This window comes from Bacillus sp. FSL K6-3176, assembly GCF_038003325.1.
GTDB lineage: Bacteria > Bacillota > Bacilli > Bacillales > Bacillaceae > Bacillus > Bacillus altitudinis.
This window is the reverse complement of the sequence record NZ_JBBOOX010000001.1, coordinates 1113717-1126514: the sequence shown is the minus strand read 5'-3', so window position 1 is coordinate 1126514 and position 12798 is coordinate 1113717. Positions and strand designations below refer to the sequence as shown.

13 protein-coding genes are annotated in these 12798 nt (G+C 38.9%); 2 read left to right on the top strand and 11 right to left on the bottom strand.

All coding sequences use genetic code 11. The annotated features are described in order from the left end of the window. The first annotated feature begins 212 nt into the window (after positions 1–212). Positions 213–386, top strand: coding sequence for a hypothetical protein (locus tag MHB38_RS05690; protein WP_008348466.1), 174 nt, complete (start codon positions 213–215; stop codon positions 384–386). 226 nt (positions 387–612) lie between these two features. On the opposite strand, the gene pepF is transcribed toward MHB38_RS05690, so the two are convergent. From pepF to mecA, 4 genes are all read right to left on the bottom strand, one after another. Then, entirely contained in the window at positions 613–2439 is a 1827-nt protein-coding gene (gene pepF, locus MHB38_RS05685; protein WP_282706805.1) for an oligoendopeptidase F, read from the bottom strand. Positions 2440–2653: 214 nt separating this feature from the next. Beyond that, positions 2654–3814 carry a competence protein CoiA gene (locus tag MHB38_RS05680; protein ID WP_035700308.1) on the bottom strand — a complete coding sequence of 387 codons (1161 nt, stop codon included), beginning with the start codon at positions 3812–3814 and terminating at the stop codon, positions 2654–2656. A 163-nt stretch (positions 3815–3977) separates the two neighbouring features. Further along, the gene (cls, locus tag MHB38_RS05675) at positions 3978–5498 is read right to left on the bottom strand and encodes a cardiolipin synthase (protein WP_008348473.1); all 1521 of its coding nucleotides are present in this window, start codon (positions 5496–5498) and stop codon (positions 3978–3980) included. Positions 5499–5583: 85 nt separating this feature from the next. Next, a complete protein-coding gene (mecA, locus tag MHB38_RS05670; protein ID WP_008348474.1) occupies positions 5584–6249 on the bottom strand; it encodes an adaptor protein MecA in 666 nt (221 codons plus the stop codon). Positions 6250–6513: 264 nt separating this feature from the next. Here mecA and MHB38_RS05665 point away from each other — a divergent pair, with 264 nt between their 5' ends. Beyond that, positions 6514–7179, top strand: a complete 666-nt coding sequence (locus tag MHB38_RS05665; protein ID WP_007499010.1) for a TerC family protein — start codon at positions 6514–6516, stop codon at positions 7177–7179. A 40-nt stretch (positions 7180–7219) separates the two neighbouring features. Here the strand turns inward: MHB38_RS05665 and spxA are convergent, their stop codons facing one another. From spxA to MHB38_RS05630, 7 genes are all read right to left on the bottom strand, one after another. Then, positions 7220–7615, bottom strand: coding sequence for a transcriptional regulator SpxA (gene spxA, locus MHB38_RS05660; RefSeq protein ID WP_003211421.1), 396 nt, complete (start codon positions 7613–7615; stop codon positions 7220–7222). A 193-nt stretch (positions 7616–7808) separates the two neighbouring features. Beyond that, entirely contained in the window at positions 7809–8387 is a 579-nt protein-coding gene (locus tag MHB38_RS05655; RefSeq protein WP_113747595.1) for a GNAT family N-acetyltransferase, read from the bottom strand. A 138-nt stretch (positions 8388–8525) separates the two neighbouring features. Then, on the bottom strand, positions 8526–8813 hold the full coding sequence (locus MHB38_RS05650) for a hypothetical protein (RefSeq protein ID WP_057079700.1): 288 nt from the start codon (positions 8811–8813) through the stop codon (positions 8526–8528). A gap of 105 nt (positions 8814–8918) precedes the next feature. After that, a complete protein-coding gene (locus MHB38_RS05645; protein ID WP_007499016.1) occupies positions 8919–9836 on the bottom strand; it encodes an ABC transporter ATP-binding protein in 918 nt (305 codons plus the stop codon). Position 9837: 1 nt separating this feature from the next. Beyond that, positions 9838–10917: an ABC transporter ATP-binding protein gene (locus MHB38_RS05640; protein ID WP_007499018.1), complete on the bottom strand. Its 1080-nt coding sequence runs from the start codon at positions 10915–10917 to the stop codon at positions 9838–9840. Positions 10918–10929: 12 nt separating this feature from the next. Continuing rightward, entirely contained in the window at positions 10930–11847 is a 918-nt protein-coding gene (locus MHB38_RS05635; RefSeq protein WP_007499020.1) for an ABC transporter permease, read from the bottom strand. A 3-nt stretch (positions 11848–11850) separates the two neighbouring features. Then, positions 11851–12795 carry an ABC transporter permease gene (locus MHB38_RS05630; protein WP_007499022.1) on the bottom strand — a complete coding sequence of 315 codons (945 nt, stop codon included), beginning with the start codon at positions 12793–12795 and terminating at the stop codon, positions 11851–11853. Positions 12796–12798 lie beyond the last annotated feature (3 nt).

Genomic DNA, 12798 nt, shown 5'->3' with positions numbered 1-12798 from the left:
CTATGTCTTAACGACAACAAAGGGGATGGGAGAAATTTTTCACGGTCAAACAAAGGGGTAATGTTTGTATGTGATTAATTTCACATCTGTAGTATATCAAATTTTGTCGACTTATGACAACCGATATACTATATGTTCATATTTTTGTCACAAAACATAAGAGGACTGTCACTTTCATATAGTGAAAGTAACAACAAAATGGGGGGATCTGCATGCGCAGCACAACCATTGGTCTTGTTGCCATTGGCTTATGTTTCTGTTTAAATATATTAGGCTTAATGAAGATGCTGCCTCTTTACCTGACATCTCCACTCCTATTCGCTTCCATTCTCTTTACACTCTATCGAATGAATCACCGAAAAACCTTCAAAGGATTTAAAGCGTAATCATTGAATGTACAAACCTCGTTCATATAGACGAGGTCTAGCGTGTAGGCAAACCCTCGCATTCGGTGTCAGTCCTGCAAAGGTTTTCTATCACGCTAAAAAGAAGTCAAAGGGCTAAAATCAAGTTCATTTTAGCCCTTTGTCAACAATCTGGTCTTTTTATTTCAAGAAAAAACTCCTGCCAAAAGGTGAGTTTGCACTCACACATCTGACAGAAGTCTTCTCGTTACTCACCAGTCTTTGAGATGAGCTCTTCCATTTCCTTTAATTTTTCTTCAAACAATTGACATGCTGCCTCAATTGGTTCTTTAGATGCCATATCTACACCAGCTTTTTTCAGCACGTTGATTGGATAGTCAGAGCTTCCTGCTTTAAGGAAGTCTGTATAGCGTTCCACCGCAGGTTTCCCTTCTTCTAAAATTTGTTTACTTAATGCCTGTGCCGCACTATAGCCTGTCGCATATTGATACACATAATAGTTGTAATAGAAATGCGGAATTCGCGTCCATTCTAATCCGATTTCCTTATCCACAACCATACCGTCGCCAAAATACTTCTTATTCAGGTCGTAATACAGGTTCGTCATAAACTCTGGCGTTAATGCCTCCCCTTCTTGCGCTTTCACATGAATCAGATGCTCGAACTCTGCAAACATCGTTTGTCTGAATACCGTCCCTCTAAATCCTTCTAACAAGTGATTGAGCACATACAAGCGCTGCTTTTTGTCCTCTAAATGATTGAGTAAGTATTCACCTAGTAATGCTTCATTTGTTGTAGAAGCTACTTCCGCTACAAAAATGCTGTAGTTTCCGTACGGATATGGCTGATGCTTTCTTGTATAGTAGCTATGAACAGAGTGACCAAATTCATGAGCCAGCGTAAATAAATTATCAATATTATTTTGCCAGTTCATTAAGATATAAGGATTCGTACCATAGCTTCCAGAAGAATACGCGCCGCTTCGTTTCCCTTTATTCTCATAAACGTCTACCCAGCGATTTTCGAGTCCCTCTTTTAATACCGAAACATATTCTTCTCCTAATGGCGCTAACCCTTTCAGCATATAATCCTTTGCTTCATCATATGTCAGCTTCATGCCAGCATCTTTTACTAATGGTGTATACAAGTCATAATTGTGCACTTCATCAAGCTTTAATACCTTTTTACGCAATTCAATGTAGCGGTGTAATAACGGTAAATATTGATGAACTGTATCAATTAGATTGTCATACACTTCTTCAGGAATACTGTTGCGTGATAACGCTGCTTCTCTTGCAGATTTGTAATGACGTACTTTCGCATAAAAATTATCCTTTTTAATCGAGCCGCTGAGTGTAGACGCCAAAGTATTCTTATATTGATCATACGTTTTATAAACGGCTTTAAAAGCATTCTTTCTCACTTCACGATCATCACTGTTTAAAAAGGTAATGAAGTTGCCATGAGTAATTTTCTTTTCTTCTCCATTTTCATCCTTAACAGAAGGGAACGAAATATCTGCATTATTAAACATACTAAACGTAGTGGATGATGTTGATAAAGGTTCAGAGGCTTCAGCTAATAAAGCTTCTTGCTCCTCACTTAAAATATGCGGACGCTCCTTGTTAATTTCTTCGAGAGCGTGAGAATAAAGTTTTAATTCTTCTTTTTCCAAAATAAATTGCTGCAGCTTATCTTCTTGAATAGATAAAATTTCCGGAACAATATAGGCAGATGTACTAGACAGCTGTGTAAATAAATTGGATGCTTTATCATTTAAAGCCTGAAATGATGAATTTGTTGTATCTTCATCGTATTTCATGTGCGCATATGTATAAAGCTTGCCAAGCTTTTCAGAAAGTTGATCCTGAAATGTTAGGGCTTCATACAAGACATCAGCAGAATGGGCCAGCTTGCCTTTAAATTGGGCGAGCTTCGGAATTTCTTTTTTTACAGCTTCGAATTCCTTATTCCATGAATCGACACTTTCAAAAATATCTTCAAGGCGCCATTTGTTTTCTTCTTTTACTTCGCTTCTGTCTGGTAAATGATTGTTGTTATTTTGTGAAGTCATATGAATCCCCCTTGCATGAGTTGTGTTGAACCAACCTTTCGGAAAGTGAAAGAAATTGGTGTTGTATTTATCTTCTTTGTTTTGAACTATATTTGTCAAATCATATGCAGAAATAAATACCAAACAAACTAAAAAAATGATAAAAAAGCGTTTCTTTCTATTCAATAGCAGCACCACCTTTTTCTTATCATGATCAAAGTGGGCATGAAACATGCTAATGAAATAAGAAAGCATCTCGTTTTATCGCTTCATCTGCTGTTCGTATAGGCTTTTGATTCGACGTTACTTGATAATTACCCTCTTTCGTCATGTATAAAAACCCTAGTTTCACAAGCGCCCGTACATATGAAATGATCACCTCTTTGATTTCTTCTATTGTGACATTGGCATATCGGAGCTTCACTTCTTTATTCTGGACACATCGCTCAATTTCTTTTAAAAGAAGATGAATGGTCACTTGTTCTTTTCCCTTTCGAACCATCCAATCATAAAGACATCCTTGCCACACATAAACAGGGCTTGAAAAGATATATGCTTCTGTCAGGGGGATAAATAATTCTGTCGGTAGAAATGACCATGCTGTTTGATGATGCTCATAAAAAATGGTTCTTAAACGCTTGCTTTCGTTTGCTAAAATGCGGGGTGGTCGCTCCCTAAATTGCCGAATACACTTGAGCCACTCTTTATACAATTGATGATTGCTCGAGGAAACAGATAAGAGTGCTGATAGTTGGCGATAAGCTGAAGGCGGTCTAACGGTCATTGAGGCACATATTTTCGTTGGCTGAAACACGAGAAGTTGATCCAGGTGGATGAATCTATTTTGGATCGGACAATAAAAAATGAGTCTCCTATTCTTTGACTGCCTTAAAATTCCCCAATGAATGGAGGAGAATGAAAAGAGCTGGCCAGCCATTCGTTTTAAACGATTCGCCCCTATGACCCATATAGGATAGAGCCCCGCAGCACGGATACCTTCCGTTCGTTTATGTAGCTCTTTCCACGAAATATTTGCACATTGAAATTCGATGGCATAGCTTTTATTTTCTATAGCAACGGTCACATCAGGGCGCTGCTGAATGTTTGAAACATATTTCTCTAGTAACGGCTCATATCCAAGCTGCGTGAGCCAATCCTTAAGAGCCATTTTCCCTGCCTGATGATAAGCTGTTTCACCGGTGGACGCTAATGGACATGCCGAGAGCTGTTTATGTGCAAAATGATGGACACGATGCTCACCTAGCTTTAATAGAACCTCCTGCCTACATTCAGGACAGTAAAATTTGCACGTAGCTCTTACATGCTCTAGCCGCCTTTTAGTCAGATGTTGTGTGATGCGAATCAGCTTGCCATTCTCCATGATCGCTGCATTCATATATTTCGCCCCTTGCTCTTTGATGACCGTATTATAGCTTTTTCTCTCACAAGAAAGCGAATATCGAAAATGAACTTTTATCGTATCAAAACACGATTTCAACCTACTTTCCCTTAGTAAAATAAAAAATCCCCCTTTTAGAAAAGGGGGGAAAATACAATTTTTATAAAAGTGGTGATAACAATCTTGCTGTTGATTCAAACAGCCTCACCCTCAAAGGTCTTTTCGCAAATTCTTCTGGAACAATTTCATGCGACTGCTCTAAATCACCTAAGAAGTCGTTGACCAGCTTCTCTGTACTTTTTGTTTTATAGAGGAAAGCATTCACTTCAAAGTTCAGATGAAAACTTCTCATATCCATATTTGCTGTACCAATTGATGCTAGCTCACTATCCACAATGATAAACTTACTATGCATAAAGCCTTGATCATATTCATATACCTTCGCACCTGCTTCTAAAAGTTCGGGGAAGTATGAACGGGACGCATGAAATACGATGCGTTTATCTGGATTTTTCGGCGCAATGATTCGCACATCGACTCCGCTCAAAGCTGCAATTTTCAGTGCGGACAAAATATCATCATCAGGTACAAAATAAGGTGAAGCAATCCAAATTGATTTTTTGGCGGAGATAATCATGGAGAAAAAGAGATTTTTAATGACTTCCCACTGTTTATCAGGACCACCAGCAATCATTTGTACGCCTTCTGCTCGACTCTCCATATGACTGAAATCTTTAAAATAATCCACACCCGAGCATCTTTCATTGGTCATGTAATACCAATCCTGCATAAAAATCTGCTGCAAATCACGAACGGCCTCACCTTTAATCATCAGGTGCGTATCACGCCAAAATCCATATTGTCTGCTTCTGCCCATATATTCGTCCCCAATGTTAAGTCCGCCGACAAATCCTACTTCTCCATCAATCACCACGATTTTCCGGTGATTTCGGAAATTGATTTTATTATTTAATAAGGGCAGTCTCACTGGTAAAAACGGAACGATCTGCACGCCAGCCTTTTCTAAGTCAGCAATATATTGACGGGAGAGTTTTAGGCTGCCTACATCATCATATAAAAAGCGGACAATCACACCACTTTTTGCTTTCTCGATTAAAATGTCCTTTAATTCTTGTCCCAGATCATCATGACGGAGAATATAATATTCTAGGTGAATGTGATGTGTTGCTTTTTTGATTTCTTCAAAAATATGAGAGAACGTTTCTTCTCCATTGGTCAGAACTTTAGAGGATGTGCGATACGTAATAGGGGTATGTCCAAGTCTGTGGGCCAGCTTAAATAAGAGCTGCTGATGGTCACCCATATGAGTCATTTTTTCAATTGCTTCTCTGTGGATACGTTCATCTTCCTGGACAAGCTGTTCGTCTAGTACCGCTTTCTTTTCAAAAAGTCTGCGCTTTTTAATATTGCGTCCAAAGAAAATATAAAACAAAAACCCGAAAAGCGGAAAGCTCCCAAGCAGCACAAGCCACGTAATCGTTTGAGAGGGGTTTCTGTTTTCTAAGAAAATGACAAACCCGATGAAGATAATCGATAAAGTGAATAGAACACTGACGGAACTTAATACACTTACCGCTAGATCACCGGCAAAAATTTGGATAATCAAATAAGCACCTATCGTAATGATAAGAAAAAATAGAACTTTGACTACATTTCTCATTTCATTTTCTCCTTGCCGATCACTTTATTTACTTTTTCATTCAGATAAAAAAGTCGATTCCTCTATAGAAATCGACTTTTGGTTGTTACGAGAAGTGCTGTTGAATCGTTTCAAGCGCATTCTCTTTGACAATCAGCTGACCGTATTCTTGCAGTCTGTAGATGCTGACCACTGATTCATGAGCATATTCAAGCAGAATACTAAGCTTATTCTCCACCTGCTCATCTGACAAATCCTCGTGGAAGTCAACATATAGATAATAACGGTTTTCAAACGAATATAAACTTGTCGTAAAATCCTGCATATTTAATTGAGAAAGTGCAATCAAATCTTCAAAATCATCCATTTTCAATACGAACTGAAGTTGAAGTTTTTTGTCCTTCTCATTATGATCTTCTTGATCTTGCTCTTCTTTATGAAAATCATCAAGCAGAGCATCTAAACTTTCTTCATCTGTTTGATCTTTTTTATCTTCTGGAATCGGCAATTCGAGCTTTTGTCCATCTTTAGAAAGTTGGGCTTTTGTCACGACAATTTCAAGACCTTTATCAAGTGCCTGTACTTGAATCCAAAGTGGTCCCTCTACTGCAAATTCTTCTTCTTCGTGCACTTCGTCCATCACTTCCCAGAACAGCTCTTCACTGCGCTCACGATTATACCAAATCTCTTCACGGTCAAAACCGCGATCTTCAATATCACCGTAGGAAATATAAAATTTGACTGTATGTTCATTTATTCTTTCGATTTCCATTTTGCCAACCTTCCCTTCTATATAAGATGTTGAAGGGACATACAAGCTCCCAATTAATAGTACTTTACTACACTTTACCCGTTCCGTCTACATGTTAACCATTTAAAGAAATGAGGTATTGCTGTGTACTGTCTATTTTATGATAAAACATGAATAAAAGAAATAAAAACGCATTTTTTGCAGAGAAAACTTGCAGAAACATATATTTGAATTGTCTTCATATATTGGTTGTACGAGCTATTTTAGTGAAATGAGGTGAACTGGATGGAAACAGAGTGGATCGTATCCTTACTGATGATTATTGGCATAGACCTCATATTAGGCGGAGATAATGCATTAATCATTGCGATGGCCAGTCGAAGCTTATCAAATGAAAAACGAAACAAAGCCATATGGATCGGCACACTTTTGGCAGTGCTGATGAGAATTACCATGACTGGTGCTGCCGTTTATTTATTGACCATCCCCTATTTGCAATTTATCGGCGGTCTCTTTCTCCTTTATATAGGATACAATTTGTTAATTGAACAAAAGAAAGAATCCATTCGGATTAAAAGCAGCGGCTCGCTTTGGCGTGCTGTTCAGACCATCGTGATTGCAGATCTTTTTATGTCACTTGATAATGTGATCGCTGTTGCAGGGGCAGCTAAAGGGAACATGGTGCTCACTGCCTTTGGCTTAATGATTTCAGTCCCGATTATTATTTGGGGGAGTAAGCTGATTCATGCAGCACTAACCAAGTTTCCGATTCTTTTATACGGAGGGAGTGCCCTTTTAGCTTTTACTGGCGGAGAAATGATTGTCCGTGATGTAAAACTGAATGAATTTATGGCGCAGCATACAACACTTGAATTGTTGCTTCCCTTTTTAACCGTCGCAACCGTTATTTTAGCCAGTCTCTTTTACGAACAAACGGCTGAAAATAAATAAAAAAAGCTGCCAAATGATCGGCAGCTTTTCTTGTTCTCTATTAGTTAGCAAGTCGCTGAGCTTCTCGAAGTTGGAATGTACGAACCGTTCTAGGAAGGAAACGTCTAATTTCATCTTCGTTGTACCCAACTTGCAGTCTTTTTTCATCCAAAATAATTGGACGTCTTAGAAGACCAGGGTGCTCATTGATTAGTTTATACAATTGTTGAAGCGGCATTGTCTCAACATTTACATTTAGTTTTTGGAATACTTTAGAACGTGTTGAGATAATTTCATCTGTACCATCTTCCGTCATACGAAGAATCTCTTTGATTTCATCGATTGAAAGAGGCTCAGAAAAGATATTTCTCTCTTGGTATGGAATATTGTGCTCTTCTAACCACGCTCTTGCTTTTCTACATGATGTACAGCTTGGTGATGTGTATAATGTTACCATAAATCTTCACTCCTCAATTTGTAGAATGAATATTGATCTGTATTCTTAAATTAAAATTGTTCTAAATAAGTAATCTTTATAGTGATTATACTATAAAAAAGTAAGTGTGAACAGATTTTCTTGCAATTTTTGTGACAAAAACTAGACAATTTCATTCTTTTTGTGCAGATGTTTGAAGTCTGAACATTCTCATTTAGTCGAGATGATCGAAAATATTTTTTTGTTTTTTATTTTCAATGACCTTCAGCACATCGTCAACATCCTCATACGATTGTCCATACCATTCTTCGTCTTTATACGTATGGATTCTTTCGTACGTCTTTCTCATGGCCTCCATCATTTCTTCCTCATTATCTGTACGAGGCGACCAATAAAGAATTTCCATGCGGTTCACTTCATTCGTTGCAAGTGACCTGCGTTTATAACCAATTGATTCAGCATGCTTGAAGTGCTCTCTCTGATAAAACTTTAGGCGTTTTGCAGTATCTGCATCATCTTCATCTACAGGCTCGACCTCAAGCAAGATCGGTTTTCTTTTTTCCTTCAGCTTATGAATGAGCTTTGAGCCGAGGCCTTCACCTCTTGCATCCTTGGAAACAAATAAATAATCAATAAAGATGAAAGAATCAAATTCAGCGTACATCATCACATGATGAGGCCCTTCTTCTTTATGATAAATATCACTTCTTTCCTTTAATAAAGCTTCCATATGCTCTTTTGACTTCATTTCTTCTATCGGGAAGTATTCACTGAGCTTTTCATACCAATTCATGGATCCGCTCCTTATGATGTAGTTAAGAACCACTTCCTTATCTATTCCCGATTTCTTGCTATTTAAACGCCTGTACTAGTAAGACGCAGCAATGCCATTGGTGGTTTCACTTTTTTTCAAGAGAAAGCAAAAAAAGTTTTATATCGAACGATTCATGAGCATTTGAAAGCAAGCAAACAAAAGAAGTGTCATTGCGACCTGAAACATGATGAAATAAAGGTACTTCATACGCCGGACTTCTTCCTTCTGTTTATTCGTGCGCCGATACACAGCAAATTCAACCGAAAACGAAATGATGCAAATGAACACTAAAAATGCGATCATCCACTTTCCTCCGTTTGGTTCCGTTAAAAAAGATATTGAAAAAAGCATCGTGACGATAAAAAAGTGAAGACATGAATAGCGAAACATCTTCCATAACAACATTTGATTTCCTCCTGGTTTACTCATTTTACATAAAAATTACCATCAACTTGTTTTTTTGTAAAATAAAAAAAGAAGCACTGATATCGCAGTGCTTCTTCTCTGTTCTTATTGTTTTGCTTTGATCTCTTTGAATTCTTCCTCAGTACAGCTGACAAAGTGACCTGGCTTAACTTCACGAAATTCCGTATTTGTTCCTTTATGAACAGATGGATCGTATTTAATCCGTTTGCGGTTACGCTCATAATCAGGATCTGGAAGCGGAATCGCAGATAGTAATGATTTTGTATATGGATGAAGCGGGTTTTCATATAATTCATTCGCTGGTGCCAGCTCAACCAATTTCCCAAAATACATCACGCCGATACGATCGCTGATATATTTCACCATTGAAAGGTCATGGGCAATGAATAAATACGTTAAGCCCTTTTCTTCTTGCAGTTCTTTCATTAAGTTGACGACCTGCGCTTGGATCGACACATCTAGTGCAGAGATTGGCTCATCGGCAATGATGAAATCAGGCTCAACAGCTAACGCACGAGCAATCCCAATACGCTGCCTTTGACCGCCTGAAAATTCATGCGGGTATCTATTCGCATGCTCTTTATTCAAACCAACCGTTTCAAGCAATTGATACACACGCTCTTTACGTGCTTGCTTTGTTTTCGCAAGACCATGAATGTCAATACCTTCTGCAATGATATCAAGAACTGTCATTCTAGGGTTAAGTGAAGCATATGGGTCTTGGAAAATCATCTGCATTTGACGGTTAAATTCAAGCATTTTTTGTCTTGATTTCTTTCCGTGTACGCTTTCTCCTTTATAGAGAACTTCGCCATCTGTCGCATCATAAAGTCTAATGATCGAACGGCCGGTTGTCGACTTTCCACATCCAGATTCACCTACAAGTCCAAGTGTTTCACCTTTATAAATATCAAATGAGACACCATCAACTGCTTTTACAGTCCCTCTTGCTGTGTGGAAATGCTGCTTTAAATTTTTAATTTCTAACAGTTTTTCTGCCATGCTATTCACCCTCTTTTACTAATACAGGTTTTTCGTAGCTACCTTCTAGTTCACGCATTCTCGCCTTTACGGAAGCAGGCGGTTCAACTTTAGGGGCATTCGGATGAAGTAGCCATGATTTCACATAATGCGTATCTGATACTTTGAACATTGGCGGTTCTTGTTCAAAGTCAATTTTCATTGCATAATCGCTCCGGAGTGCAAATGCATCTCCTTTCGGCGGGTTTGTTAAATCTGGTGGTGTTCCTGGAATTGCCGTTAGTTTCCCTTCAGCTCCTCCATCTGTGTCTAGGCTTGGCATAGATGCTAAAAGTCCCCATGTATATGGATGTTTCGGATTGTAGAAAATTTCATCAACAGTCCCTGTCTCCACAATCTGTCCAGCATACATAACGGCTACACGATCAGCAACATTGGCCACAACACCTAGATCATGGGTAATAAAGATAATAGATGTTTCGACTTTTTGCTGAATTTCTTTCATTAATTCTAAGATTTGCGCCTGAATGGTTACATCAAGTGCAGTCGTTGGCTCATCAGCAATCAATAGCTTTGGATCGGCTGCAAGTGCCATCGCGATGACAACCCTTTGTCTCATCCCGCCACTAAATTCATGTGGATATTGTTTGATTCTTTTTTCAGGCATTGGAATCCCAACAAGCTCTAAAAGTTCAATGGCTCTTTTTTCAGCCGCTTCTTTTGAGATTTGTTCATGCTTGAAAAGTACTTCTGTAATTTGTTTCCCGACCTTCATGGTTGGGTTCAAAGAAGTCATCGGATCTTGGAAGATCATCGAAATGTCTTTTCCTCGAATGGTTTGCATTTGCTTTTCCGTTTTCTTGACAATATCCTGCCCATCAAATAAAATCTCTCCGCGCTTGAAATAACCTGGCGGCATCGGGATTAATCTCATGATGGCCTGTGATGTTACACTTTTTCCAGAACCAGATTCACCTACAATAGCAAGTGTCTCGCCTTTATTTAAGTGGAAGTTCACACCACGAATGGCTTGAACCTCTCCACCATATGTTTTAAATGAGATTGCAAGGTCTTTCACCTCTAGAATACGTTCACGTTCCATCCTAATCACTCCTTATTTACGCAACTTCGGATCTAAAGCGTCTCTTAGTCCGTCTCCAACCACGTTAAAACCAAACATTGTAATACAGATAAATGCGGCTGGGAACCATAATCTCCATGGATAATACGTCATGGCCGGAATTCCGTCAGAAGCCATTGTTCCCCAGCTAGCTAATGGAGCCGGTACACCAAGACCTAGATAGCTTAAGAATGCTTCTGTGAAAATAGCAGAAGGAATCGTTAATGTCATTGTGACAAGAATGGGTCCCATTGAGTTTGGAATCAAGTGTTTAAATAAAAGTCTAGATGTTTTTGCACCTAATGTTTGTGCTGCAAGAACGTATTCTTGGCTCTTTAATTGTAAAACTTGTCCCCTAACGATACGTGCCATGTTAATCCAGCCTACGACTGTCATAGCAAGGATAATCGTTAATAATCCTTTTGGCAGAACAACCATCATTAAAATAACCATTAATAGTGTTGGAATTGCCCATAAAACGTCTGCGATACGCATCATCACTTCATCTGTACGGCCGCCTTTAAACGCAGCAATACTTCCCCAGATGATCCCGATGATTACGTCAAGAAGCGCTGCAGCAAGACCGATGAAGATCGAAATTCTTGCCCCTACCCATGTACGAACAAACATGTCTCGGCCTAAATCATCTGTACCAAACCAATGCTCTTTTGATGGCGGCTGATCTGCATTAAGCAAATCTGTCGTTGAATAATCATATTTCGAAAATACTGGAACGAAAATGGCCAGAATCACAATAATGAAAATGATTGCAAGTCCAACCATTGCAAGTTTATTTGCACGGAAGCGAAGCATGGCATCCTTCCATAAAGATAGACTAGGTTTAGAAATTTTTTCAGATTCTGCTGCGTCAGCTGTCGCAGGCACAAATAAATCTTTTCTCATCTCTTCCATGTGTTAGACCCCTTTCTTCGCCTTCGTCAGTTTAATTCTAGGATCAATAATACCGTAGAGGACGTCAACAACTAGAATACTGACTAATAGAATAATACTGTAGAAGACTGTGACACCCATGATGACGGTGTAGTCACGGTTTGTAATGCTTGTAACAAAGTGAGAGCCAAGACCAGGAATACCAAAAATCTTCTCCACGACAAAACTACCTGTCAACACTGAAGCTGCCATTGGTCCCATGTATGTGATAACAGGTAACAATGCGTTTCGAATGGCGTGTTTGATCGTCACAGCTGATTTTGTTAATCCTTTTGCTCTAGCCGTTCTAATGTAGTCACTATTTAATACTTCAAGCATACTTGACCGTGCAAGTCTAGCGATAAATGCCATTGGCATGAAGGAAAGTGCAATAGAAGGTAGTACGGTGCTTGCCCAAGACTCCCATCCTGCAACTGGGAAGATCGCTAAAAAGCTTGCCTCAGATGCAAATACATATTGTAATAGCGCCGCTAAGATGAAACTTGGAACTGAGATTCCAAAGATCGTTAAAATGGCAATCGTATAGTCTTGCCACTTGTTATGATAGAGCGCTGCAAGGACCCCAAACAATACACCAAATGCTAATGCGAGGAGAATTGCCTCAATTCCGAGGGTAAAGGAAACGGGGAATCCAGAACTGATTAAGTCATTAACAGTTTGTCCTTTATATTTAAATGAGGGACCGAAATCTAATTTCGCAACGGAACCTAAGTAGCTCACGTATTGAACAAATAAGGGTTTGTCCAACCCGTAGTGCTCGTTTAGGTTTGCTTCAATTTCAGCAGGAAGTTTCTTCTCTCCAGAGAATGGACCACCAGGTGCTGCCTGCATGAGAAAGAAAGTTGCAGTTACAATAACAAACAGTGTGATTAAAATATATATTAATCGCTTACCGATATATTTAAGCAACGG

Bases quoted from the DNA above. Each gene is read 5' to 3' on its own strand.
- MHB38_RS05690 (WP_008348466.1), top strand. From the start codon at position 213: ATGCGCAGCACAACCATTGGTCTTGTTGCCATTGGCTTATGTTTCTGT.
- pepF (WP_282706805.1), bottom strand. From the start codon at position 2,439: ATGACTTCACAAAATAACAACAATCATTTACCAGACAGAAGCGAAGTA.
- MHB38_RS05680 (WP_035700308.1), bottom strand. From the start codon at position 3,814: ATGAATGCAGCGATCATGGAGAATGGCAAGCTGATTCGCATCACACAA.
- cls (WP_008348473.1), bottom strand. From the start codon at position 5,498: ATGAGAAATGTAGTCAAAGTTCTATTTTTTCTTATCATTACGATAGGT.
- mecA (WP_008348474.1), bottom strand. From the start codon at position 6,249: ATGGAAATCGAAAGAATAAATGAACATACAGTCAAATTTTATATTTCC.
- MHB38_RS05665 (WP_007499010.1), top strand. From the start codon at position 6,514: ATGGAAACAGAGTGGATCGTATCCTTACTGATGATTATTGGCATAGAC.
- spxA (WP_003211421.1), bottom strand. From the start codon at position 7,615: ATGGTAACATTATACACATCACCAAGCTGTACATCATGTAGAAAAGCA.
- MHB38_RS05655 (WP_113747595.1), bottom strand. From the start codon at position 8,387: ATGAATTGGTATGAAAAGCTCAGTGAATACTTCCCGATAGAAGAAATG.
- MHB38_RS05650 (WP_057079700.1), bottom strand. From the start codon at position 8,813: ATGTTGTTATGGAAGATGTTTCGCTATTCATGTCTTCACTTTTTTATC.
- MHB38_RS05645 (WP_007499016.1), bottom strand. From the start codon at position 9,836: ATGGCAGAAAAACTGTTAGAAATTAAAAATTTAAAGCAGCATTTCCAC.
- MHB38_RS05640 (WP_007499018.1), bottom strand. From the start codon at position 10,917: ATGGAACGTGAACGTATTCTAGAGGTGAAAGACCTTGCAATCTCATTT.
- MHB38_RS05635 (WP_007499020.1), bottom strand. From the start codon at position 11,847: ATGGAAGAGATGAGAAAAGATTTATTTGTGCCTGCGACAGCTGACGCA.